Annotated in this window: 21 protein-coding genes; 15 read left to right on the top strand and 6 right to left on the bottom strand. The window is 41.9% G+C overall.

Features of this window, described 5'->3' with window-relative positions; all coding sequences use genetic code 11:
- Positions 1–8: 8 nt before the first annotated feature.
- Entirely contained in the window at positions 9–644 is a 636-nt protein-coding gene (locus AAZR19_RS11600; RefSeq protein WP_024425558.1) for an FMN-dependent NADH-azoreductase, read from the bottom strand.
- A 406-nt stretch (positions 645–1,050) separates the two neighbouring features.
- Here AAZR19_RS11600 and AAZR19_RS11595 point away from each other — a divergent pair, with 406 nt between their 5' ends.
- The 3 genes from AAZR19_RS11595 (at position 1,051) to AAZR19_RS11585 (ending at position 5,071) form a co-directional block, all read left to right on the top strand.
- Positions 1,051–1,683, top strand: a complete 633-nt coding sequence (locus tag AAZR19_RS11595; protein WP_076840749.1) for a GDSL-type esterase/lipase family protein — start codon at positions 1,051–1,053, stop codon at positions 1,681–1,683.
- Between the two features lie 88 nt (positions 1,684–1,771).
- Complete coding sequence (locus AAZR19_RS11590) at positions 1,772–2,854, top strand: C45 family autoproteolytic acyltransferase/hydolase (protein WP_218676932.1); 1,083 nt, start codon at positions 1,772–1,774, stop codon at positions 2,852–2,854.
- A 129-nt stretch (positions 2,855–2,983) separates the two neighbouring features.
- The gene (locus AAZR19_RS11585; RefSeq protein WP_076840751.1) at positions 2,984–5,071 is read left to right on the top strand and encodes a BglG family transcription antiterminator; all 2,088 of its coding nucleotides are present in this window, start codon (positions 2,984–2,986) and stop codon (positions 5,069–5,071) included.
- 16 nt (positions 5,072–5,087) lie between these two features.
- Here AAZR19_RS11585 and AAZR19_RS11580 read toward each other — a convergent pair whose 3' ends face one another.
- Positions 5,088–5,726, bottom strand: coding sequence for a class I SAM-dependent methyltransferase (locus AAZR19_RS11580; RefSeq protein WP_226015161.1), 639 nt, complete (start codon positions 5,724–5,726; stop codon positions 5,088–5,090).
- Positions 5,727–5,855: 129 nt separating this feature from the next.
- On the opposite strand from AAZR19_RS11580, the gene AAZR19_RS11575 reads away from it, so the two are divergent.
- Together AAZR19_RS11575 and AAZR19_RS11570 are read left to right on the top strand one after the other, a co-directional pair.
- Entirely contained in the window at positions 5,856–6,725 is an 870-nt protein-coding gene (locus AAZR19_RS11575; protein WP_218676931.1) for an SDR family oxidoreductase, read from the top strand.
- A 294-nt stretch (positions 6,726–7,019) separates the two neighbouring features.
- Positions 7,020–7,442 (top strand): pyridoxamine 5'-phosphate oxidase family protein, encoded by a 423-nt coding sequence (locus tag AAZR19_RS11570; RefSeq protein ID WP_076840753.1) that lies wholly within the window; start codon positions 7,020–7,022, stop codon positions 7,440–7,442.
- A gap of 619 nt (positions 7,443–8,061) precedes the next feature.
- Here the strand turns inward: AAZR19_RS11570 and AAZR19_RS11565 are convergent.
- A complete protein-coding gene (locus AAZR19_RS11565; protein WP_041106487.1) occupies positions 8,062–8,244 on the bottom strand; it encodes a hypothetical protein in 183 nt (60 codons plus the stop codon).
- Between the two features lie 13 nt (positions 8,245–8,257).
- Entirely contained in the window at positions 8,258–8,479 is a 222-nt protein-coding gene (locus AAZR19_RS11560) for a hypothetical protein (RefSeq protein WP_076840754.1), read from the bottom strand.
- A gap of 158 nt (positions 8,480–8,637) precedes the next feature.
- Between AAZR19_RS11560 and AAZR19_RS11555 the strand changes: the two genes are divergently transcribed.
- Positions 8,638–10,887, top strand: a complete 2,250-nt coding sequence (locus AAZR19_RS11555) for a hypothetical protein (RefSeq protein WP_254806216.1) — start codon at positions 8,638–8,640, stop codon at positions 10,885–10,887.
- Between the two features lie 75 nt (positions 10,888–10,962).
- Here the strand turns inward: AAZR19_RS11555 and AAZR19_RS11550 are convergent, their stop codons facing one another.
- Complete coding sequence (locus AAZR19_RS11550; protein ID WP_008347156.1) at positions 10,963–11,259, bottom strand: DUF3817 domain-containing protein; 297 nt, start codon at positions 11,257–11,259, stop codon at positions 10,963–10,965.
- A gap of 129 nt (positions 11,260–11,388) precedes the next feature.
- On the bottom strand, positions 11,389–12,063 hold the full coding sequence (locus AAZR19_RS11545) for a GntR family transcriptional regulator (RefSeq protein WP_254806215.1): 675 nt from the start codon (positions 12,061–12,063) through the stop codon (positions 11,389–11,391).
- Positions 12,064–12,216: 153 nt separating this feature from the next.
- On the opposite strand from AAZR19_RS11545, the gene AAZR19_RS11540 reads away from it, so the two are divergent.
- From AAZR19_RS11540 to AAZR19_RS11500, 9 genes are all read left to right on the top strand, one after another.
- Complete coding sequence (locus AAZR19_RS11540) at positions 12,217–13,044, top strand: AraC family ligand binding domain-containing protein (protein ID WP_087975295.1); 828 nt, start codon at positions 12,217–12,219, stop codon at positions 13,042–13,044.
- A complete protein-coding gene (locus AAZR19_RS11535) occupies positions 13,034–13,966 on the top strand; it encodes a DMT family transporter (protein ID WP_326148855.1) in 933 nt (310 codons plus the stop codon). The genes AAZR19_RS11540 and AAZR19_RS11535 overlap by 11 nt, the downstream gene beginning before the upstream one ends.
- Positions 13,967–14,064: 98 nt before the next feature.
- Positions 14,065–15,120, top strand: coding sequence for a tartrate dehydrogenase (locus tag AAZR19_RS11530; RefSeq protein WP_434703210.1), 1,056 nt, complete (start codon positions 14,065–14,067; stop codon positions 15,118–15,120).
- 72 nt (positions 15,121–15,192) lie between these two features.
- A complete protein-coding gene (locus tag AAZR19_RS11525) occupies positions 15,193–17,379 on the top strand; it encodes a DNA topoisomerase III (RefSeq protein WP_434703208.1) in 2,187 nt (728 codons plus the stop codon).
- 197 nt (positions 17,380–17,576) lie between these two features.
- A complete protein-coding gene (locus tag AAZR19_RS11520) occupies positions 17,577–18,659 on the top strand; it encodes a glycosyl hydrolase family 8 (RefSeq protein WP_087975245.1) in 1,083 nt (360 codons plus the stop codon).
- Positions 18,640–19,491, top strand: a complete 852-nt coding sequence (locus AAZR19_RS11515) for a diguanylate cyclase domain-containing protein (RefSeq protein WP_076840759.1) — start codon at positions 18,640–18,642, stop codon at positions 19,489–19,491. Before AAZR19_RS11520 ends, AAZR19_RS11515 begins: the two co-directional genes overlap by 20 nt.
- Positions 19,481–21,193 carry a DUF2334 domain-containing protein gene (locus tag AAZR19_RS11510; RefSeq protein ID WP_076840760.1) on the top strand — a complete coding sequence of 571 codons (1,713 nt, stop codon included), beginning with the start codon at positions 19,481–19,483 and terminating at the stop codon, positions 21,191–21,193. Before AAZR19_RS11515 ends, AAZR19_RS11510 begins: the two co-directional genes overlap by 11 nt.
- A gap of 37 nt (positions 21,194–21,230) precedes the next feature.
- The gene (locus AAZR19_RS11505; protein ID WP_302852357.1) at positions 21,231–22,454 is read left to right on the top strand and encodes a glycosyltransferase family 2 protein; all 1,224 of its coding nucleotides are present in this window, start codon (positions 21,231–21,233) and stop codon (positions 22,452–22,454) included.
- A gap of 4 nt (positions 22,455–22,458) precedes the next feature.
- Positions 22,459–24,546 (top strand): cellulose biosynthesis cyclic di-GMP-binding regulatory protein BcsB, encoded by a 2,088-nt coding sequence (locus AAZR19_RS11500; RefSeq protein ID WP_326349986.1) that lies wholly within the window; start codon positions 22,459–22,461, stop codon positions 24,544–24,546.
- The last annotated feature ends 52 nt before the right edge of the window (positions 24,547–24,598 follow it).

The following is a 24,598-nucleotide window of genomic DNA, read 5'->3' as shown; positions in this document are numbered from 1 at the left end:
TGCAGTTATTAGAAAGTTTTTCCTAAAGCTTTCGCACGTTCGATTGCATCTGCTTTAATTTGCTCTGCTTTCGCAGGCTCAGCATTGTGACCTTCAACGATAAGACCTTCGAAAGAAGGAATTCCGAAGAAGTTAGCGATTGTACCAAGGTAACGGTGACCTGCTTCAAGTTCAGCAGCAGGACCTTCAGAGTAGTATCCGCCACGTGCTTGGATGTGAAGAGCTTTTTTGTCTGTTAATAATCCAACAGGACCTTGCTCAGTGTATTTGAATGTTTTACCAGCTACAGCAACAGAGTCGATGTATGCTTTAAGAACTGGTGGGAATGAGAAGTTCCAAAGTGGTGAAACAAATACATATTTGTCAGCAGAAACGAATTGATCACTTAATTCGTTTAGACGAGCAACTTTCGCTTGCTCTTCAGCTGAAAGTGTATCGAAACCAGCGCCAGATTGAAGTTTGCCCCAGCCAGCGAATACATCTGCATCAATGTGAGGGATGTTTTCTTTGTACAAATCGATATGTACAACCTCGTCACTTGGATTTGCTTCCTTATAAGATTCGATAAATGCCTTAGCAGTAGCCATACTGTAAGAAACTGTTTCATCATGCGGATGTGCAGTGATGTATAAAACTTTTGCCATGTTCATTCAATCCTTTCTGTTTCGGTTATTTTTTTAGCGTATCCCAAAGGTACACTGAATATGTGGCATCTTTAATCATATTGGAATGCTATGAAAAAGATGTAACAAGCACAGTTACATGAAAACTGATATTTTCATTGTAATCACAATGTAGTTTGAAGTCAAGGTATAAAGTCTCGAAATCAAGATAAAAAGTTTGTAAATTTTTCTGGAACGCGTAAACACGCAGTTTTCAGCGCAAAAAGCCTACTCTTATTGAACAAAAAATCGTTCGATACCGCAAGTAAAGAGTTTGTAAAGGCGCTGCATCTCAAAAAAAAATGAATGCCCCTAAGTCATCTGCTACAAGCATCTGTTCTTCGAATTCGTATATATAAGAGAAGGCAGGAGAGAGTGAGGGATAAGAGTGGGACGATCCTATGTTGCGATTGGAGATTCCTTAACAGTTGGGGTGGGGGCACGTTTATTTGGCGGAGGATTTGTTCAGCGGTTTTGGTGGATGCTTGAAAAAAAGACGCATGCACCGGTCGAGCTGTCCGTATTTGCAAAATCAGGGTTAACGACTGAGCAGATTTTACAGCTCTTCAAACGGTCAGAGGTGAGACGTGCGATTGCGGCAGCTGACATCATCACCATCACAGGCTGTGGGAATGACCTTGTTCAAGCTGTTCAGCAGTATGAAGAAGGTGAAGATGAAAAGAAACTGCTGCAAGCAGTCATACATTGTCAGGCGAATTTTAGCAAGATGATTCAAGAAATTGCTCAAATTAAAAGAGGACAGCATCAGCCCTACTACGTGTATTTCATGAATTTATATAACCCATTTCCAGAAATACCAATAGCCGGGCGGTGGCTTCAGCAATATAATCAACAGCTTCGTTTGCTTGCTGCGAATCCACATGTAGAAGTTGTGGATGTGTACCGGGCGTTTGAAGGACATGAAAGAGCCTACTTATCGATTGATCAATTTCACCCGAATCCTAAGGGGTATGAAGCGATGGCAGAAGCATTGTTTAAAGCATACTGTAAACAGCTGTAATCCGTGGGATTGCAGTTTTTTTCATCCTTTTCAATATATGACGGTTTCGATATGATAAAAGAAACGAAGGTGAAAGAGGTGTACAGGCATGGAGGAAATCAGTGCGTTTTTTCAAAAGATGACAGGAACGGCTTATGAAGTAGGAAAACAGCAGGCTGTCTGGCTTAAGGAGAACCCGTTGCTAAAGACACAATATATTCGAACAGAACCGGTAACACAACAGGCTGTGAAAGAAACGAAGCAGCTGATCCGTCCCTTTCTTCCTCAATTAGATGAAGAGATTGCTGGGTTATGTGATGAAATGCAATTAGATGAGCGTTATTTGACCATTTTCTATTCATCTCATCTTCAGCCAGGCTGTTCCCACTGTGTGAGGCAAGGGAATATGGCGGCAGGCCAACAAACGGTCATGCTGCGTAACTATGATTTCTCTCCGATTTTTGATGATATGCGTCTTGTGACGACACATGTGAAAGGCTCGGCATATCATACAGGCTCGTCGCTGCTGTTGTTTGGCAGATCTGATGGAATGAATGAGCATGGTCTTGCAGTGACTTTCTCTGCTTGCGGTCCGCCGGTTGGCAATGAACCCGGTTTAAAGCCTCCAGCAGTCGCCGGTTTGCAGGTGTATCATGTGATTCGCTCTGTTCTGGAATCCTGTTCAACGGTCGAGGAAGCCATTCGCTCTATCGAGGAAATGCCCGTTGCCTCAAATGTTCATATCATGCTTGCCGATCGAAAAGGAAAGGCGGCTGTGATTGAAATCATTGATGGTCAAAAAAGGGTGAGAAAACCGGAGAGAGGTTATATTGCTGCAACGAATCATCCGGTAGCTGCTCAAACAGCAAAAGGGATGACCAAACATCATTCTGTTGTCAGATACGATATGTTAATGGAAGCTTTAAAAGAGCAACGATCAAGTGATTCTCTTGTGAAACTGTTCCAGACAGAATATCCTGATGGTCTGACTGTGCACAATTATGATGAGCTGTTTGGAACGATGCGAACCGTCATGTTCCGTCCAGAAGAAGGCACAATCGATTATTGCTTTGGCTCTCCAGTATACAATCCGACTTATTCTTTAAAAGCCGGGGGTTCACTGCCTTTTCAAGAACGAAAGGTTCAATTTCATCAAAAGGATTATGGACCTTCATTTTGGAGAAGTGTCTGATGATCCCTTGTTTATATTTTGTCACAGCCGCTGTGCCAAATTCAGATCAACTTAAGATTGCATCGCTCATTGAAAGCGTTTTATATTAAGGTGTGACAATAGACCTATTTATACAGAAGGAGGCATTTCATGTACATAACGGCACGAGAACAGAAAGTCATTAAATACATCATTCAGCAAAATCGTTATGTCACCATTCGTGAGATAGCCGATTCTGTTCAGGTGAGTACTAGAACGATCCATAGAGAACTAAAATCCATTAAACCAATATTAAAAGATTATCATCTTTCATTAGATAAACAGCCGGGGAAAGGTTTGAAGGCAGTCGGCGAACAGGAGGATAAACAGCGGCTTCTTGCTCATATGTCAAATGAGGATCAAATCGAATATAGTTCAGATGAACGAAAACTCTTAATCCTATGTGCGCTACTTGAAGCGAAGGAACCGGTGAAATTATACACACTCGCAGCTGACTTGCAGGTAACAAATGCGACGATCAGCTATGATTTAGATGAACTGACGGAGTGGATTGCTCCATACGGTTTGCAGCTTATCCGCAAGCGCGGGTACGGCATTGAATTAAAAGGGCCGGAGGAAGCAAAACGGAAAATTGTCGGCAATCTCATTGTTGACCGGCTCGACATTCAATTATTTTTAGAAACGATTGAAATGAATATCAAACATCGAACGAAAGCGACGGAAAAGGTGTTTGGCGTTGTCAGCAGAGGGCAGCTGCTTAAGGTAGAAAGGCTGCTCTTTCATTTGAAAGATCGACTGTCACTCTCCTTATCTGATAGTGCCTATATTGCACTTGTTGTTCACTTAACCTATGCTATCGAACGTATTCAGCTTGGGGAAACCATTCGAATGGAAGAGGAAGAGCTGCTGGAATTAAAGCGGACGAAGGAATTTGAATCATCACTTCGAATGGCAAGAGCACTTGAACGCATGTTTAATGTGGAAATTCCTGAAGCGGAGGTCGGTTATATGACCATCCATCTACGCAGTGCAAATCGCAGCTTTGGGGCAGAATACCGTATTGATGAAATTGAGCTGGATATAGCGCTGAGAACGAAAAAGCTCATTGATTTTATTTCAAATAAAACCGGCTATCATCTCAATGAAAATGATTCATTGTATGAGGGGCTCGTGTCTCATCTTGAGCCTGCCATGAACCGTCTAAAGGAAAAGATGAGAATCTATAATCCGCTCACACAACAAATAAAAAAAGACTACTTTTTGCTGTTTATGGCGATTGAAGAAGGAGTCGAGCGTTTCTTTCCAGAGATTGAATTTCCAGAGGATGAAATTGCCTTTCTTGTGCTTCACTTTGGCTCAGTGCTTGAAATCAAAAAAGAAGAAACAAAAATTCATGCGCTGGTTGTTTGCTCAAGCGGGATTGGTTCATCTAAAATGCTCGCCTCCCGGTTGAAAAAAGAACTGCCGGAGATCGCCAAATTCGATCTATCCTCCTTGATGGAGCTAAAGGAAATCGATGCATCGAGCTATGACATGATTGTCTCGACCGTTCCGATTCCATATGAGCATATCGATTACATTATGGTCAGCCCCCTTTTAAACGAGGATGATGCCATGCGTGTGAAGGCTCATATTAAACGGAAGATTCCTTATATCATCGAGAAAAAAAGAACAAAAGAATCTCCTAAAGAATTGGTGCAAGAAACTGTTGATATGATGGCGGTTGCAGAGCAGGTGACGAATTATATGTTTGTGATTCGCAGCATCTTGTCCCATTTTACCATCGAAAAAAGAAAGACGATGCCGCAGCATGATGACACCATCAGGCAACTGCTTCGTCAGCTTGAAGAGGAAGGGTTTATCATACATGCGGATGATGTAGCGGGCGGCCTTTTGGAACGTGAACAGCAAGGCGGCTTAGGCATACCTGGCACTAAATTTGCTCTTTATCATTTAAAACATACATTCATCAAGGAACCAATCTTTCATATTTACGATCTTGATCAGGCATACGAGGTTAAAAGCATGGATGGCGGGCAGCAGCAGATGTCACGAATGCTCATGATGCTTGCACCGCAAAAGCTGGGCAAGGAAGGATCAGAAATGTTTAGCCTGATCAGTTCATCCATCATTGAAAGTGAAGAAAGCATGGCGCTTTATGGACAAGGAACAAAGGAAGACATTGAACAGAAATTACATCAGCTTTTCTATCAATTTGTCAAAGAGGCAAAGTGGTAAGAAAAAGGCCGAGAGCTTAGTCGCTTCTCGGCTTTTTTGCTGTGACACAGACAGCAAGGGTGGGGCGAATTTCTTCATACTCAATAGAAAATTCGTCAAACCCTGCAAACTGCAAGTCATTTAATATGTTTTCACCCATCTCTTTTGTCCGATTGGTATCAGCTCCTTTTTCTCTTGGTTGCATCACAATAACGAGTGTTCCGCCTGGTTTCAAGGTGTGATAAAGATTGAGTAAGCCCGTTTTTGGATCATCCCAAATCGTAAAATTGTTAACAGACAGCACTTTGTCATACTGCTCTCCGGGAAGACGTGTTTTCTCGATTTTGCCGACATACAGACGAACCTGTTTGTCTTTTGCCCGTTTGCTGACGCGGGACTGTGCTTGCTCTTGCATGGTGGAAGAAGCATCAAGCCCATCAATGTGAAGATCTTGATAATGCTTGAGCATATGTTTGATACTGTAGCCGGGTCCATAGCCAATTTCCAGAATGTTTTCACCATCTGTCAAATCTAAGTGGCGGATGGCCCACTGATTCAATGCTTTATTTTCATTTGCCATAATGAGCCCAGCAATACTTCCGAGCCAGCCTTTTGGTCTGCTAAAGGTTTTCGAAATAGTAGACAGCATGTGAGAACGCTCCTTTTTGATGATCATGTAACCGATTTTCCTCCTCTTCAAACATGCTGATTTTCGGGAACACATCAGTACAGCTTCATGATGTTTGAGTGAAAAAATGAGGTGGTAATGAAAGGATACATCAACAAATCAAGGAGGAGCTTACACATGGATTTACGTAAATATTTAACAAATGGCATTCCGCGCCAAACGCAGGATCAGCAGCCAGGCAGTGAAAGAGAAATGAATCCAGCACCGATCTTTGAGGATGAATCATATCAAGGTTCTGGCAAGCTAAAAGGAAAAGTGGCCCTGATTACAGGCGGAGATAGTGGAATTGGACGGGCAGTATCTGTTGCCTATGCAAAGGAAGGTGCACATGTCGCCATTGTATATTTAAATGAACATGAGGATGCAGAGGATACGCAAAAATGTGTAGAACAGGAAGGCGTCAAATGCTTAACGATTGCAGGAGATGTCGGTGACGAAGCCTTTTGTGAGAAAGCAGTAGAAAAAACAGTTGAAGCCTTTGGTCAATTAGACATTTTAGTAAATAATGCGGCTGAACAGCATCCGCAAGAACGTATTCAAGATATTTCGAGTGAACAGCTTCATCAAACCTTTAGAACCAACTTCTATTCCTATTTCTATTTTACGAAAAAGGCTCTGGATTATTTAAAACCGGGAAGCTCCATCATTAATACAACATCCATTAACCCATATCGGGGTAACCCAGTGCTGATTGATTATACGGCGACAAAAGGAGCCATTAACGGCTTTACGCGTTCTATGGCACAATCGCTTGTGAAAGATGGGATTCGGGTGAACGGTGTAGCGCCAGGTCCAATTTGGACGCCGCTCATTCCATCTACATTTGATGAAGACAGTGTGGAAAGCTTCGGAGCAGAAACTCCGATGGGAAGACCAGGACAGCCTGTTGAGCATGTCGGCTGCTTTGTCCTGCTGGCTTCTGACGAATCGTCTTATATGACAGGACAAACACTTCATGTCAATGGCGGTTCCTTTATGAATACATGATCTACCGCGGCACCGCCCAGCTTTGATTGGGCGGTGTTTTTAGTATTTCTTGCGATTCTTCTGCACAGATATGACAGACCATACGATAATGCCTACAACAACTGCCGCAATGACAAGTGAACTCAAATGGAACATCGTTTCATGATGCATGTTCAATTTCTCCCTTCATTGAACCTGTTTTCTATAGCATCAGCCAGAAGGTCTCTTTTTATGAAAAACACATTTCTTTGTTTAATGAATGGGCTGTCGTGGAAACCTAAGCATACGGATGAAATTTTGAAGGAGTGAAACGATATGTCTCAAGAAGAATTAAAACAAAAGGTATTAAACCTGTTAGATGAACAAAAGGTGGGAACACTAGCGACTGTTGAACAGGATAAGCCGCATACCCGCTATATGACTTTTTTTCATGAAGGTTTGACGTTATATACACCAACGAGTAAAGAAACACATAAAGCAGAAGAAATTGAAAAAAATCCGAAAGTTCATATTCTCATTGGATATTCAGGCGAAGGATTCGGTGATACGTATGCAGAGATTGCAGGCACCGCAACATTAACCGACGATCCGGAACTGATTGACCGTCTTTGGTCTGATGAGATGGAGAAATGGTTTAAAGGAAAAGAGGATCCGAATCTAGTGATTCTGAAGATTGAGCCAACCTCCATTCGTTATATGAATGAAGGAAGCCGTACTCCAGCAGAATTATCACTTTAACACTTGCGTAAGCAGGGGGAATGTGTTATAGTTTTATATTAGTGTTGAAATAAGCAAATAAATAAAGAAAGTAAACTTTCTTTTTTCTATGACATAATGAGAAGCAATAGAGCTTCTACTTGATAAGAACGAGACGCTGTCAAAGCGAACAAACTTATTCTTTTCCTTCTGCACCCGCCCCCCTATAAAAGCGGAAGAATGGAAAAAAGACGTTTTGATTTACAATTCACACTGGCACGGCTTCGGAGCCGTAAGGACGAATGAGAGGTAGGGCTTTCGTTGTCTTGTTATCCAGAACTTCCATGGCGTTTACTTTCAAACGTAGGTTCACTCGGAACACATATGACACACTGATATGATCGAATCTTAATTCATACACTCCGTAACGGAGATTAAACATTGATTATTTATTTGCATGAAAAGAGTAAGGAACAGGCTGCCATCTATTTGGCAGCCTTTTTCATTAGGGCAAACAATAGGAACCCGAAACCAATAAGCCCAAGAAAAGGGAAGATGAAGATACAAACCAATCGCATAGCGTCCGCCCCAAAAGGGTTTGACATTAACAGCAGACCGATAAATGCACAAATAATCAGAGTGAATAAAGCGAGCTTCATGATCATTTACTTCGTCCTTTCTTCTGATACTGCCAAATCCGCTCAATAAAAAAGAACATGACCGCAAACAAAATAGAAAACATGAACATGTCCAGCATTGTCACGCCTCTATTTGGGTGCACAAGACCAAACCAAACGAATTGCAGCACAAAAGAGATCGCAAAATATAGAATCAATTTTTTCATCATTGTCCTCTTTTCACTTCTTTTTTTGACCCTTAAGCCACATCAGCCAAATGATGAAGGAACCAATCACACATGAGAGCAAAGTGACAGGCGGCAAGGTGTGCCAGCTAGTCAGCAGCCCCTTTACAAAACACATATAAAAAAAGAAAATGGAAATGGATACGAGTACCCATTGCTTGAACCAGCGAGGGACACGCAGCCAAGCTGCTAGAATGATTGATGATAGCTTATCCAATGAGATAACTCCTTTTTTGAATCTGATTGGATTTTATCGTAAACAACAAAGTTTGTAAAATATGGATTTTAGAGGCTTTGATGGTATTCTTCTAGCATGAAACATTTTCGCTGTACTGACGTATAAGTGAAAGGAACCTCATGAAAGGAAGCGATCAAGTGAAAAGAGTACCAGTCATCTTCCTCAGATATATTGTCTTCTTTATTCCAGCAATCATTCTCAGTGTCTTGGTGTGGAACCATTACCAAGATGATTTATCAGATGGGAAAGTAACAGAGTATGACGTCAAAGGAATGTTTACTTTTGATGAAGGAAAACGAGTGGTGAGTGCTGTATCAAAAGACCAGCAGCTCCATTTTGCAATGTATGATCCTCAATCAGGAAAAAGAATCAGTGAATGGACCACAGAAAGTGATACGTTTCATGAAATGCTGCCATCCATTCAAGGAAACAATCTCTTACTGGCTTTAAAAAATAAAGACGGAAAGCTGTTGATCGAGAAACTAACACCAAGCGGAAAAAAGAAAGAGCTCGTTCAAAATAACCTGCAGATTCCCTCATTTTTAAAAACGAATACATACCAATGGAATGGACGGCTCGTATTTACAGGAGAAATGGAAGGCGCTGCTGCGGTCATCGGTGAGTTGAAGAATGGTCAGTTTCATGTGCACAATCTGAACGACCTAAAGCTGCCAGCAAGACCCGTTTCCATCGATGTCGTCATGAATTCTTTTAGAGGGCAGACGCCAATTCCTATATTTGAAGTAACTTTGAAAAATGATCAGAAGGCGTATGTCAGCGGAATCTCAAACGAGAAGCATCAGCTTGGGGTTTATGTCTCCAAAAACGCTGAACCGTTTAGCCTTGTAGAAGATACAGTTGAGCAGCGGCTGCAAAAAACGATTGGATCATCACAAAACTTTGCTGTCGCCGTGGAATCGGAATATCCAAAAAGGGCAAGGAAAGTGAATGCAGAGGGAAGGCTTGAAGAAGTCGTTCCAACACCAAAGCCAATTTACCAAACGAATGTGTACCAGCTTAATGAAGAAGAAGTTCTTCTGGCAGGCTCGACAGCAAAGGACGAAGCAAAAGGCAAACTGACTGGTTATATTTATAATCATCGCACGAATAAGGCGACGTCTGCCAGCAAGCTTTTGCAGTCGTTTTCATATGAATCTTTACAAAAAGAAGGGCTCTCTTTCAATAAAAATGTGAAGAGCGACTGGCTCTATTATTCATTTGACAATCAATTAACGGGTGCTTTTGAGACGAAAAGCAAAGAGCTAAAGGAATTTCCTTTGCAAAAGGTCATCTCAATTGAAAACGCCAGTCCAGCCCACCAAACGTCTGTTGATACCTTTACGCAATATGTAATGAAGGGCGGACCGCTCATTCTTAACTGGGCGATATGGATCTTGATCCCGCTATTATTATTTGTGCTAGCGATCTTCCTGCCGCCGATTTTAAGACTGGTGAGGAGAAACAAGATAAAGGACAGTGTCACATTAGAAGCCAATATTGTGTCTGTTAAAGAAACGGGCACCTACATTAACGAACAGCCAGTTGTCAGCATGCGGCTTCAATTTGAATATGAAGGGCAGCGCATAGAAAAGACGGTTAAAACGGTTGTATCCTACACCCAGATACCGCAGCCGGGACAGCGTATTGTCATTCACTATGATCCGAAGAAGAAAAAGGCAATGCTCTTAAAAGAAGGTGACTTCTCGCAGCCAAGTCAGCCAAAGTTCATCAAAGGTGCTGTTTTAAGAAATATAGAATCATATGGAACCGTAGGACGAGGTACTGTCTTATCACTCACATTTGAATTGGATCAGAAAACGTATATCATTCCAATGATTCAAGCCGCTGGTTTTGAATTTACAACAGGAGAAAAAGCCGATCTCGTCGACATCAACGGCCAGCTCAAAATGGCAGCCTATGGCCATGAAGTGCGGAATCGATCGGGTAAAGATGTGACGTTAACAGGAACGATCCAGCGTGTGAAGCAATATCCAATGGCCATCCATGAACAAAAGCCTATTCAGCTTGATGTGACGGTTTCAAACGGAGATGAGTCCATCACAAAAACGGTTAGCCAGTTTATCCCTGATCATATGCAGGTCGCAGCGGGCACTCAAATCACGATCCAGACAAAGAAAGAAGAGCTGGATAGAGAAATGGGTCTCATGCAAGAGAAACAAGGAAGTGCAAAAGTGACCAATGTTGAATTTGCGGGCGTCATCGGCAATCTGCCGTTAGCGATCATTCAGGTTGAGAGAAATGGCATGATGTATGAAGTGAAACAGCCAATCGATCCAATCACTAGCGTCTTGCCTGGTGATGAATTATGGGTGGCGTATCACGACATAACGCGTCGAGCAGCCATTGTGAAATATGCATCAATATAAAAAAGCGTTCCTTTATCAGGACGCTTCAGCGTGAAGACTAAGGGCTAAAACGAATGTCGTTTCAGCCCTTTTTGATTAAGCTTTTGTATCATATTGGCGGAGCACCTTATCGTAGGCGAAGTTACCGAAAGGAATGAAAGCCGCAAAAAAACCAGCGATGGACCATTTCAAATGCCAGCGAACTTTAAAAGTCACATATGCCAAAATGAGCATATAGATGACAAACAATGCGCCATGAAGAGAGCCTACAATAGTGACTGCCATCGGAATATCCGCAAAATATTTTAGAGGCATGGCAATTAAAAGAAGGGTTAAAAGAGACATACCCTCAATAAAACCCGCCTGTCGAAGACGGCTAATACTTGTATGCATATACAAATCCTCCTGTATAAAAGCTAGTTTCTCATCTTCTAATATAAACGAAAGATCATCTGGACATGCTAAAATCTACGAAAAATTCAAAATATGTTCATGGAATGCTTAAAAAATGGGAAAAGTCCTTTACTCTTTGTTTGTTTCAGAGAGTACTTGCTTTAAGTGCATAACATCATGTAATAAATGCTCTGTCATTGCTTGAACCGCTTCTCTGGAGCGGCGCTCTTTTATTTCAGAATAGATGGCTGTATGCTCTCTTTGAATGGTTTCAGCACGAGCCCCGCCGCTAAAATGGAAGATGCGGCAATAGTGAATGAGTGCATTCACGTGATTCAATTGTTTGGATAAGCGGTCATTGTGACTCGCCAACATGATTTTTTGGTGAAAGGCTTCATGTAACTGGACGATCTCTTTAGATGGCAGCTGCTGCTTGATCGCTTCGCCTGCCTGCGTGAGAACCTGCTCAATTTCATCCATTTCTCTTTGCGAGGCTTCCTTACAGGCAAGCTCAACAGCAAGTGTTTCTAAGGCCGCCCGAATTTGATAAAGCTCCTCGACATCTTTTTCTGTTAATGTATAGACGGAATAGCCTGAGCGATGATCCGCGATTAAAAGCTCGTCTTTTTCTAACAGCCTCATCGCCTCTCTTACCGGTGATCGGCTTACGCCAAATTGCTTGGCAAGCTGTGTTTCATTGATGCGCTCTCCTGGCTGAAACTGGCCATCAAATATCATTTGCTTCAGCTGTTCATAAAATTGCATGTGATACGGTGCTGGTTTTTCCAACTCGAATGAATTCATACCATCGTTCCCTCTTTTATACATCATCTTTTGTCTCATGTTATCCAAGTTCTTCCCTCTAGGCAAGCCTGCATCGAAAAGTCAATATCGTACAATCCAAGAGAAAAAGGGTGTGCTACACTAATGATCAGTTCAGTGAAAAGAGGGATCGACATGAACACACAAGAGGAACGAACTGTACATTTTGATCAAGACTTGCAAATAGAGGCGTATCGCTTTCATGGCATCATGCAAAAGTTCCCGAATCATTTTCATACATATTATGTGATTGGATTTATTGAAGACGGTCAAAGACGTTTGATCTGCCAAAATCAAGAATACATCATTGAAAAGGGTGATATCCTTCTTTTCAATCCGTATGATAATCACGCATGTGAACAAATTGATCACAGGACACTTGATTATCGCTGTTTAAATATTGAAGCAGAGGTGCTGGAAAAAATCTTTCAGCACAAGCCGCATTTTAAAGCCCCTGTGTTTTCACAAAGTGAACGAACAAAGCCGTTATATGATTTACATCAAATGATCACAGAAGAAGCGCCTGCTTTGAATAAACAGGAAACCTTCTATTTCTTTATGAAACAATTGATTGAAGCCTATGCTGATACCCCAGGGGGAAAAGTATCAGCCGCACATGCCAACGAACAAAAAGTCCAAGACGTACAGCAATATATCGAAACACACCTCACGGAAAATATCTCGTTAGATGACTTAGGTGAGCTTGTGTCTATGAACAAATATTCATTGCTGCGTGCTTTTACAAAGTTCAGAGGCATCACGCCGTACCGTTATTTACAGACAGTCAGGGTGAACTATGCGAAGGAGCTTCTCGCCCAAGGAGTGAAGCCTGTAGATGCGGCTGCCTCCGCTGGATTTTCTGATCAAAGTCATTTGAGTCATTTCTTTTCAGAATTTATTGGACTCACGCCAGGGCAGTATCAGCAAATTTTTGTAAAGCAGGTAACTGCTGATGAAAAATAAACAGCTGCTTGGTCATTTGGCGGCCATGTTCACCATTTTTTTATGGGGATCTACCTTTATCTCTACCAAAATATTATTAACGGCTTTTTCTCCAACAGAGATTTTATTTTTCCGTTTTTTTATAGGGTACTTGGCTCTGATGATCATCTATCCAGTCACCATGAAGGTGCGAAGTAAAAAGCATGAAGGGATGTTTGCGCTGGCAGGTTTATGCGGTGTGGTCTTATATTACTTTTTAGAAAATGTCGCACTTACTTATACGTTCGCTTCGAATGCAGGTGTCATCAGCTCCGTTGTCCCATTCTTCTCTTTTTTATTGGCTTATTTTTTATTAAAAGATGAGCCGCTGCACAGCCGGTTTTTCATAGGCTTTTTCATCGCGATGACGGGAATTGTGCTGATTAGCATGAATGGAATGACGACGTTTCAATTGAATCCACTCGGTGATGCGTTAGCATTAACGGCCACCATCGTTTGGGCATTCTATTCCATCTTATCGAAGATGATCAACCAATATGGGTACCATATCATTCAGGTGACAAGGCGTGTTTTCTTTTACGGACTGCTATGGATGATTCCACTGATCTGGCATTTTAAAATTCGTTTAGACTGGGAACGATTGACGAATCCATCGTTTGCCTTCCACTTGCTGTTTTTAGGCCTTTTCGCATCTGCCATTTGTTTTCTGACATGGAGTTTTTCCGTGAAAACGCTCGGTGTGGTGAAATCGAGTGTGTATATTTATGGAGTGCCCCTTATTACGATGGTTATTTCAATGATCGTTCTTCATGAGAGATTGACCTTTATGTCTGCGCTTGGAACGGCACTGACCTTAGGAGGTTTGCTGCTTTCAGATAAAAAAAGTACGGGAAGAAAGAAACAGAAGCCCCGTGTGCTGATGCAGGATAAAGAGGCGCTTTGATCAAAAAAGCGTCTTTTGTCCATTGTAAGAACAGACACTCTCTAGTAAACTCGAATTAAATGGTCGACGGTCGACCGATGACGAAGGGGGAAAAATCAATGAAGCATGTTTCAATTGCAGCAATACCAGGAGACGGGGTTGGAAAGGAAGTTGTGCCTGAAGCCATCCGAGTTTTGAAAGCGATATCAGATGTACATGGCGGTCTGTCTTTCACCTTTCAGGATTTTCCATGGAGCTGTGAATATTATTTAGAGCATGGCGAAATGATGCCAAAGGATGGATTGGAACAACTGAAAGCCTTTGACAGCATTTTCTTAGGGGCAGTCGGAGATGCCAATTTAGTGCCAGATCATGTATCGCTTTGGGGATTGCTGATTAAAATTAGACGTGAATTTGAGCAGGTGATAAACGTTAGACCTGCAAAACAGCTGAGCGGTATTCGCTCCCCGCTTGCTCAGCCAAAGGATTTCGATCTTCTTGTTGTAAGAGAAAACGGTGAAGGTGAATATAGTGAAATCGGAGGCCGCATCTATCAAGGGGAAGATCAGTTTGCCATTCAAAATGCTGTTTTCTCAAGAAAAGGGACAGAGCGAGCCATGCGCTTTGCTTTTCAATTAGCAGAAAAAAGACGAAAGCATGTGACAAGTGCAACCAAATCGAATGGAATCGTTCATACAATGCCATTTTGGGATGAAGTGTTTCAAGACGTAGCAAAGGATTATCCAGAGGTGACAGCAGACTCGCAGCACATTGATGCGCTCTCAGCCTTCTTTGTGACAAGACCAGAGAAATTCGATGTGATTGTTGCCAGCAATTTATTTGGCGATATTTTAACTGATCTTGGGGCTGCGATTATGGGAAGTATTGGCGTGGCGCCTGCCGCCAACATCAATGTGAATGGCAAATATCCATCCATGTTTGAGCCTGTACATGGATCAGCCCCAGACATTGCAGGAAAAGGAATCGCCAACCCAATCGGTCAAATTTGGACCGCTAAACTCATGCTTGATCATTTCGGTGAGGAAGAACTGGGTACACACCTGCTCGAAATCATCGAGTCAGTCACAGCAGACGGCTTTTTAACGGCAGACATCGGCGGGGCTTATCAAACACAAGAAATCACAAACGAAATCATCACGCGCTTGAAGAAATAATCCGTCATTAGAACCACATCTCCACGTCTGCTATAATAAAAGGATGGATAGAAGAAAGAGATGTGAAATCTAGTGTCAAAAACAGTTGTATTAGCAGAGAAACCTTCAGTAGGACGTGACTTAGCACGTGTACTGAAGTGTCATAAAAAAGGAAATGGTTTTTTAGAAGGAGATCAATACATTGTAACGTGGGCCCTTGGACATTTGGTCACACTGGCTGATCCAGAAGGCTACGGAAAAGAATATCAATCCTGGCGTTTGGAGGATTTGCCGATCATTCCAGAGCCGCTCAAGCTTGTCGTCATGAAAAAGACAGGCAAACAATTTCAAGCAGTGAAAGCGCAGCTTGCAAGAAAAGATGTAAAAGACATTGTCATCGCAACAGATGCTGGACGTGAAGGGGAGCTTGTCGCAAGATGGATTCTTGAAAAAGCACATGTGAAAAAGCCGCTAAAACGACTATGGATCTCATCTGTTACGGACAAAGCCATTCAAGAAGGCTTCAAACGATTAAAAGACGGCAGAGAATATGATAACCTTTATCGCTCAGCGGTTGCACGTGCAGAGGCAGACTGGATTGTAGGGATCAACGCAACAAGGGCGCTGACGACCAAGTTCAATGCGCAGCTTTCCTGCGGACGGGTACAAACACCAACGATTGCCATGATCGCCAAACGAGAAGAAGACATTCAGCAATTCCAGCCGAAGCCGTTCTATGGAATGACTGCACAAGTAGATGGACTTACCTTGACATGGCAGGATGCCAAAACAAAGCAAAACCGCACATTCCAAGAGAATGTTATAAAAGAGCGTTTGGCAGGCTGCAAAGGGAAACCAGCAGTGATCGATGCATTGAAAAAAACAGCGAAAAAAGCTTTTGCTCCAGGGCTGTACGACCTGACTGAATTGCAGCGTGATGCGCATAAACGCTATGGCTTCTCAGCAAAAGAAACATTATCTACGCTTCAACGGTTGTATGAGCAGCATAAGCTTGTGACATATCCGCGTACAGATTCACGATTTATTTCAGCGGATATCGTTCCTACATTAAAAGATCGTTTAAAAGGAATGAACGTCAGACCGTACGCACAGCATGTGAACCGCATTTTACAATCAGGCGTGAAAGCGCACAAAGGCTTCGTTAACGATGCAAAAGTGTCAGATCACCATGCGATCATTCCAACCGAGGAAGAGCTGTATCCTGGTGCATTAAGTGATAAAGAGCGTAAATTATATGATCTGATTGCCAAACGATTCCTTGCTGTACTTATGAATCCTTTTGAATACGAGGAAACAACGGTGATCGCCAAAATAGGCAGTGAAACATTCACAGCAAAAGGAAAAACCGTGCAATCAGCAGGCTGGAAAGCCGTGTACGATGAATCATATGAAGACGAGGAATCAGCCGAAGCAGATCAGCATCTGCCGGTACTTTCCGAAGGGCAATCACTTGAAGTGCGCCAGCTGAAAGAAACAAAAGGAGAAACGAAACCTCCTGCTCGTTTTAATGAAGCAACCCTGCTATCTGCTATGGAGAACCCAGCGGCATTTATGCAGAATCAGGAAAAGGATTTAGTGAAAACCCTTGGTGAAACAGGCGGACTAGGGACAGTGGCCACAAGAGCCGATATCATTGAAAAACTGTTCAACAGCTTCTTAATCGAGAAAAAGGGCAAAGATATTTTCATCACATCGAAAGGGAAGCAGCTGCTCTCCTTAGTGCCTGAAGACTTAAAGTCTCCTGCGTTAACAGCGGAATGGGAACAAAAGCTTTCTAAAATCGCAAAAGGACAGCTGAAGGCTTCTCAATTCATGAGTGAAATGAAGTCCTATGCAAAACAAGCCGTATCTGAAATCAAACAGACGAACCAAACCTTTAAGCATGACAATGTCACTGGCACCCATTGTCCGGACTGCGGAAAACTGATGCTGAAAGTGAACGGAAAACATGGCACAATGCTCGTGTGCCAAGACCGAGAATGCGGCCACCGTAAAAATGTGGCGAAGAAAACAAACGCACGCTGCCCGAACTGTCATAAAAAGCTCGAGTTGCGCGGAGAAGGCGATGGCAAAATCTTTGCTTGTGTGTGCGGACATAGAGAAAAACTGTCTGTTTTCGAAAAACGCAAATCACAATCCAATCAAAAGAAAGCCAGTAAGCACGATGTGTCTAAATATATGAAGAAACAAAAGAAAGTGGAAGAACCAATCAATAACGCACTGGCTGAGCAATTAAAGAAATTAAAATTAGATCAATAGTAGTATAAAAACCCATGCGGAAACGCATGGGTTTTTCAATGTAATCAAGCATATCGACATATTGTTTTTCTGAAAATGGGAATGTCTATGCGAAAAGACTCGTAATTTGGTATAAAATATTTATTTAAATTTAAACAGAAACAATCTATAATAAATCGTTGGAATGCTAAGAGAACGGGAGTTGAAAGGGGATACGAATGGATACACCCATACATCGCATAGGTATTGTTTTACTCATTGTCATTCTACTAGGCGGATGTACCTGGAAGCAGCAGAAGGAATCAGCTTATCCAGTATCACCACAGCCTGTATTGCCTGGAGAATATTTTATTACTCATCACCTCATGACAGATCAAGGCATGATTCGCACTTCATTTGCAGAGCAGCACATCTACTTATCTGAATCGCTTGGGCTTTGGATGGATTATCTTGTTCGAAAAAAAGACCAAAATTCGTTTGACCAACAATTTGGTGTCCTGCAAGATGAATTTTTACTAGATCATCATCTTCTCAGCTGGCAAATCGAATCTGATCAAAAAAGTAAGGCCAATGCCTTGGTTGATGATTTACGGGTAGTGGCGGCACTTCAAAAGGCAGATCGTTTATGGAAGAATGCAGCGTATCAAACCACAGCAAAAGAAATCGCACAAGCGTTAAAAGACAAAAATATGTATAGAGGCATCTTGTCCGATTATTATGATGCATCAACAAATCGACCTTCACACACAATCACACTCTCATATTTAGACCCAAAAGCAATCAAAGAATTGGAATCCCTCAAAATATTCACGAAACAAATGACGAGTAACCAATTGACCATTCTAAAACAAGCACCGAGAAAAAAAGGATTCTTTCCTAAATCCTATGACATAAAGAAAAAAGCCTATTCATTTGATCGAGAAATCAATATGATTGATCAACTCTATACGGCTCTACATGCCGATCGTGCAAAGGTGAGTACGTCCGCGATCATGAAATGGCTTAAAACGACTTTTAAAAAAGAAGGAAAGCTGTACGGTAGATATAAACTGAGCACATTGCAGCCAGCAGTGACGTATGAATCGCCTTCTGTATATGCACTGGTCATCTTGTATGCTCTTAAACGAAACGAACCGGAATTCGCAAAAGAGGTGTATGACCGCATGAAAGAATTACAAATTCAAGATCCTCTCAAGGATTATTATGGAGGGTACATGAACGAAAAAGACACACACTCATTTGACAATTTATTGCCTCTCATTGCAGAAAGGGAGCTTTTTAATGAATCGGTTATTCAGTAATACGTATCGTTTATACTATTCTCTGCTCCTCACGTTTGCAGGTCTTATTTTGTTTATGGGCTACCTTGGCGTACATGATGCAGAGAGCTTTTTGATGATTACACTGACTTTTGTCGTGTTAGGATGCGGGATTTTATTTGGCATCTTACCAGCATTAATTTTTACCTTGCTGATGCTGTTCTTTATAGGAAGCGCTATGTTCTTTACAGAGCTTGGCCACACAAACCCTTTATTTTCCAATCAAACATTGCAAGATGTGGTGATTTGGGGCGCAGCCCTCCTCTTTTTCGCGATTTCAGCAGGAAGCTTGCATGAGCGGATCAAGACGATGCGGCAAACCATTGAACAACAAAAGCAGGCGATGAAACAATTTGTGGCGATTGACTCGACCACTGGATTTGACAATGCAGAACGGATGAGGCTGGAATTGTCTGAGGAAATGAAACGGGCAGAACGTTACAAACAGCCATTCGTTTTTATCCTTCTTCACATCCATTATGCAGCAGAATTCAAATCGTTATATGGAGAAAAAGAAATGCAGCACCTATTTCAGCAATTAAGTAACAAGATTCGCGAAAGTGTCAGAGAAACCGATAAGAAATTTCGATTATCTGAAGAACGAATAGGCCTGCTGCTTACTCACACACCCGAAGAAAATGTCTCTGTCGTCCTTGAGAAGCTAAAGGATAAATTGAAAAAGCATGTGCTGTTAAACGGTCGTGAAGTCACCTTGACATTTCATGTCTGTCATTTAACAAGCAGTTCGGAGTATCGCACGCCAGAACAATTTTTAGAAGAACTAGAAAAAGAGATGATGATGAATGAACTTTAATTCTTTAATGAAATGCTGTTTGATGATTGCTCTTTTTTTGATTCTTTCGTTTCAATATATGGCTTCAGCCGACGCTCTTGCCAAGCCAGATACCCTGATCGTTTATTCGACAGAATCAGGAGAAGTGACTCCAGCAGTGCATATGCTGGATCTACTCGCCGGACATTTTTCCCAACAGACGACGATTGTATCTGATGAACATTTGGCTGAAAAGAAGATTAGTGAATTTCAGCAAGTCATCTATCTAGGGGAAATAAAGAGAACCTTACCAAAACAGACCATTCGTGTAATGAACGAAGCACAGAAGATCATAGCCATTGGATACAATGCGGACCAGCTGCGCCCATTTTCCAAGCTTACTTTTCATAAACAAGAACACACGAGTCAAATCAAATATACAGATGATAAAGCATACCGTCAGCTAGAGAAAAGGATCATTGCGTTAACGGTTCAAGGGGCAGACTTGCAAAGGAAATTTCTATTGAAGAAGCATGAAGCTGATCTTCCATTTGTGATTCAAACAAAGGAAGGTGCGGCCTATATTGGACTCTTAAATGTCGTGCAGCACAGCGAGCTTCTTGCAGAAGTGCTAGAAAAACACCTGCCTTCTTCTAATCAGCTGACCACAAAGTACTTAAGGCTTGGGAACATCAGTCCTGTCACTGACGAAAAGAAGCTGCTTGAGCTTGGACAATATGTATCCACTCGGCATATCCCGTTTCTGATAGCGGTAACCCCTGTTTGGGTGGATCGAACAACAGGCGATGAAGTGACACTGAGTGACCGCCCGAAGCTCGTAAAAGTGTTAAAACAATTGCAAAGTAATGGAGCCAGCATTATTCTTCATGGATTTAGCCGTACGTATCGAACAGAGGATTCTGGTCAGGACTTTGAGTTCTGGGATGCAAAGAATGATCAGTCCATTACGTCAAATGACCCAAAAAAAATCGAGAAGAAGCTAAGTGAAAGCCATTTTTCGAATGAAAAAGACTTCCATGCTTATACGAGATCGAATCAGCAGCAAGAAACCATCTATACAGAAGAAAAACTGACAAAAGGCATTGAGTTTCTTGCGCAGCAAGGTCTCTATCCACTGGCATTCGAGGTGCCGCATGATGCCATATCTCAACAAGGCTATGAAGTGATATCAAGGCATGTGTCCAGTCTGTTTGGACAGGTACAGCTGTCGGACCATACTTGGAAAACAGCCGGTGCTCCGCCGTTCGTGACGAAGCCCGCCATGCTTCATGGCATGACCTTATATCCTCAGCAATCAGTAGAGCCAGCGTCTGACCAAGAAGGTTCAAATATTTTAACAGAACAAAAGATTCAATCCATCCAGCATCTTCAATCAGCCGCAATCGGGCTGTCCTATGATGTGGAATCGGGAATAACTGGATTGCAGAATCTGATGACGCTGATGGATGCAATTCCTTCTAGTGAATGGCTGGATTTAAAGAAAACAAAACAAACAGTCCAAACACCACATGTACAAATCAAAACATCAGGGAATGGACATATTCAAGTAGAACAATCCAATAGAGCAGAAACCAAAACAGTTAAACGAAGCGGCATGGAAAATATGCTGCGAATTCTCACAGTCGTGGTGATGCTGTTTATTGCGGCATTTGCTTTTTACACATTGTATTTAAGGCTGACAATGAAAAAACGAATTTTTAAGGAGAGAAAATTAGGTGGCTGATGTCTTATTTTATCTTTCATTAATATTGATTTGGATCATGCTCCTATACCACATGTTTCTCATGCAGGGCGGCTTTCAGCACTACCTGACCTACGAAAAAGTGCTGCCTGAATGGACGAAACAAGGGAAAGAACTGCCGACCGTCAGCATTCTGATTCCTGCACATAATGAAGAAGTTGTCATCCGGCAAACGCTAAAAGCAATGGTCCAGCTATCCTATCCTAAACATCTCCTTGAAATCATTGTGATTAATGACAATTCCTCTGATGGAACAGGGGACATCGTGCAGTCATTCAGTGAACAATATGATCATGTCCATATGATTGAAACGAAGCCGCCATTTGCAGGAAAGGGAAAATCCACTGCACTGAATGAAGGCTTAAAGGCTTCAACAGGAGAAGTTATCTGCGTATACGATGCAGATAACATGCCCGAACAAAAGGCCGTCTATCATTTGGTTCTTGGTTTATTGAATGACCCAAAAGCAGGCGCTGTTGTCGGGAAATTCAGGGTCATCAATGCAGCCAAAAATCTCCTGACCAAATTTATTAATATTGAGACCATCTGCTTTCAATGGATGGCGCAGGGCGGAAGATGGAAGTGGTTTGGCATTGCGACAATACCGGGCACCAACTTCGCCATCCGCCGGCACATTTTAGAAGAGCTTGACGGCTGGGATGTTCATGCGTTGGCTGAGGACACCGAATTAACGATTCGTGTCTATAACCTTGGCTATGTCATTCGATTTTTCCCGGCTGCGATTACATGGGAACAAGAGCCTGAGACGTGGAAAGTCTGGTGGCGGCAAAGAACGCGCTGGGCACGAGGTAATCAATATGTTGTACTCAAATTTTTAAAACAGTTTATGAAGCTGAAACGAAAACGAATGATTTTTGATTTGTTTTATTTCTTCTTTACGTATTTCTTATTTTTCTTCGGTGTCCTGCTCTCAAATGGGATCTTTATCGTGAACCTATTTGTTGACCTTCACTTATCTGTAGGAGCTGTTGCACTGATCCTGTGGGGATTGGCCTTCTTCCTCTTTCTAACAGAAGTGATGATTACACTAAGTATTGAGAAAACAGAGCTCACCAAACAAAATATACTCATTGTGGCGCTCATGTACTTCACTTATTCTCAAGTATGGATTGCGCTAGTCGTGTACTCCTTATGTGTAGAGGTAAAGAGCCGTCTATTCAAACAAGAAGTAAAATGGTACAAAACTGAGCGATACGATCAACAACAAAAGAAAAGCGGGTGACAAATTGAAATCGGTAAAATGGATGATTTTTATATTGATGATATCCCTTGCCATTCAGCCTTTTTTCATGGCGGGTCAAGCAATGGCACAATCAAATCGAGTACAAGTGAAAGATGACTGGATTCGCTCGTCAAAAGGAAGTCAAACAGAAACGCAAGCATTATCAGAAGATGTAGTGACCTTGTATGGACAAGAAGACCGCACTGAATTTTCCTATCAAATAGAGAAAGAAAAAGTAGAGTCTAGCATCCTTACATTGAATATAGAGGCATCACCATTACTCATTTCGCCATCATCGTTCACAGTCATGATTGATGGAGAAATTGAAAAAACCATTCCTGTAACAGGGAAAAACCAAAAGAAGTCGATTCAAATCAAATTGAGCAAATCGCAATTGAAAAAAGGTTCTCATCAAATTCAGCTCGCATTTTATGGCGTGTTAAAAGAAGGTGTGTGTATCAACCAAGAGACACCTGCCAACTGGCTGAAAGTATATCCTGAAAGTGAGCTGGCTTTCAAAGGAACTCAAACGAAAGACGTGACGTTAGACAGCTTCCCTTCACCTTTCATTCAAACTGGTGATCAGAAAGAACAAACAGATATTGTGATTCCAAATTCACCGGAAGCAGCTGAATTAGAAGCGGCTATGAAAGTATACCGTACGTTGAAAAACAAAGACCGCCAAGCATCCCTCAAAATTGTCCAAGAAAAGGACATCAAGCAAATCGCGCATCCAACCATTGCTGTGGGAGCAAAAGGAAACTGGGATGGACGAGTGAAATCGATCGAGCAAGCTGCAAAAATGAAAACAGCAAGCAATCAGCTCACATTAGCGGTGAGAACCTTGACAGGAAAGAAAAAAGAACAGCCCATTTTATTTGTCACTGCTGAACAGCCAAAAACAATTGCTGAAAAAATCAATGTCCTGACTCAACCAGAACTGACTGGTCAGCTCACTGGTAGCGATTTACTGCTTCAAAAGGTTACGGCTAAAGCATCAAAACCATCTCATCAAATTCGTTTAAAAGATTTCGGTGGAGAGGATGTCACAGTTGGAACCAAAAAGACGTCGTCTGAACATTACTATTATCCGAAGGCATTGATCGCTAATCAAAAATCAGGTGCAAAGCTAAATCTATCATTTAAAAAATCTGATACAGCGAACAAGTCGGAACGCTTAACAGTCATGATGAATAACGAGCCACACGATGTACCGTTAACAAAACTAGGAAACAAAGATGAGAATGGATTCTATCATGTGTCAATTCCAGTAGATTCACAAGTACTCCAAAAGAACGAATATATTGATTTGCAATTTGTTACTACAGGCTTTAAAAACATGGAATCCTGCAGACATACGGATGAAGAAGGCTGGATTTACATTGATAAGAAAAGCTCTCTTCAAATACCAGAAGGTACGACTAGTGATACACCGGATTTAGCCGCATGGCCGCTTCCTTTCACATCAAAAACGCAGCAAGGAAAAACATTGATCATCATGCCAGATCAAATCAAGCAAGAAACGATCAATCAAATGGCGATGCTGACAGAATCATTTAGTCAGCCGGAAGCTGCCCAATATCATTTGATCAAAGATTCAAATGTGACAAAAGATCAATTGAAAGATCACTCTCTCATTTTCATCGGGGGCATTCAAACGTTCTCTCTTTTAAAAGAAAAGGCAGGCGATCTCATCGTTCCAGTGAAAAAGGATCAGTATGATGTATCCTCCTTTGGCATGATCAACGAAACGACTGCTCGAATTGTATGGACGCAGCCATCTGTATGGAATAAAGAACAGACAATGACCGTCTTTTCAGGAATGAATGCAGCTGATGCTGATCTTTCACATGAAGTGCTTCATTTCCTGCAAACCAATACGGAAACGGCAACAGTCGCAATCGAGAGCAGAAACAAAGACATGTTCTCTAATCATCAAACGGTCAGCAGCACAACAAATGATCTCCAAAAAGATGAAAAGCAAGGCATCGATGATTCTTGGATTTACTTTGCATGTATCGCTGTGCTGATTATTTTTGTGGTCGGGCTGATTATTTATTTCCTGCGAAAAAACCGCAATAAGACTGATTGATAAACGATCAAAAGACCATGAAAAAATGTCTTTACTTTGGTGTCAAACGGGA

The organism is Bacillus sp. Je.9.29.b (genome assembly GCF_051129925.1).
GTDB classification, from domain to species: domain Bacteria; phylum Bacillota; class Bacilli; order Bacillales; family Bacillaceae; genus Bacillus; species Bacillus safensis.
Note: the sequence above shows the minus strand (reverse complement) of the source record. Positions and strands in the feature narration are given on the sequence as shown.

Excerpts from the sequence above, each read along its gene's own strand:
- AAZR19_RS11510 (WP_076840760.1), top strand. The coding sequence starts at position 19,481 with ATGAACTTTAATTCTTTAATGAAATGCTGTTTGATGATTGCTCTTTTT.
- AAZR19_RS11520 (WP_087975245.1), top strand. The coding sequence starts at position 17,577 with ATGGATACACCCATACATCGCATAGGTATTGTTTTACTCATTGTCATT.
- AAZR19_RS11585 (WP_076840751.1), top strand. The coding sequence starts at position 2,984 with ATGTACATAACGGCACGAGAACAGAAAGTCATTAAATACATCATTCAG.
- AAZR19_RS11515 (WP_076840759.1), top strand. The coding sequence starts at position 18,640 with ATGAATCGGTTATTCAGTAATACGTATCGTTTATACTATTCTCTGCTC.
- AAZR19_RS11580 (WP_226015161.1), bottom strand. The coding sequence starts at position 5,726 with ATGATCATCAAAAAGGAGCGTTCTCACATGCTGTCTACTATTTCGAAA.
- AAZR19_RS11530 (WP_434703210.1), top strand. The coding sequence starts at position 14,065 with ATGAAGCATGTTTCAATTGCAGCAATACCAGGAGACGGGGTTGGAAAG.
- AAZR19_RS11535 (WP_326148855.1), top strand. The coding sequence starts at position 13,034 with ATGAAAAATAAACAGCTGCTTGGTCATTTGGCGGCCATGTTCACCATT.
- AAZR19_RS11550 (WP_008347156.1), bottom strand. The coding sequence starts at position 11,259 with ATGCATACAAGTATTAGCCGTCTTCGACAGGCGGGTTTTATTGAGGGT.
- AAZR19_RS11600 (WP_024425558.1), bottom strand. The coding sequence starts at position 644 with ATGGCAAAAGTTTTATACATCACTGCACATCCGCATGATGAAACAGTT.
- AAZR19_RS11570 (WP_076840753.1), top strand. The coding sequence starts at position 7,020 with ATGTCTCAAGAAGAATTAAAACAAAAGGTATTAAACCTGTTAGATGAA.
- AAZR19_RS11575 (WP_218676931.1), top strand. The coding sequence starts at position 5,856 with ATGGATTTACGTAAATATTTAACAAATGGCATTCCGCGCCAAACGCAG.
- AAZR19_RS11590 (WP_218676932.1), top strand. The coding sequence starts at position 1,772 with ATGGAGGAAATCAGTGCGTTTTTTCAAAAGATGACAGGAACGGCTTAT.
- AAZR19_RS11540 (WP_087975295.1), top strand. The coding sequence starts at position 12,217 with ATGAACACACAAGAGGAACGAACTGTACATTTTGATCAAGACTTGCAA.
- AAZR19_RS11565 (WP_041106487.1), bottom strand. The coding sequence starts at position 8,244 with ATGAAAAAATTGATTCTATATTTTGCGATCTCTTTTGTGCTGCAATTC.
- AAZR19_RS11545 (WP_254806215.1), bottom strand. The coding sequence starts at position 12,063 with ATGAATTCATTCGAGTTGGAAAAACCAGCACCGTATCACATGCAATTT.
- AAZR19_RS11505 (WP_302852357.1), top strand. The coding sequence starts at position 21,231 with ATGCTCCTATACCACATGTTTCTCATGCAGGGCGGCTTTCAGCACTAC.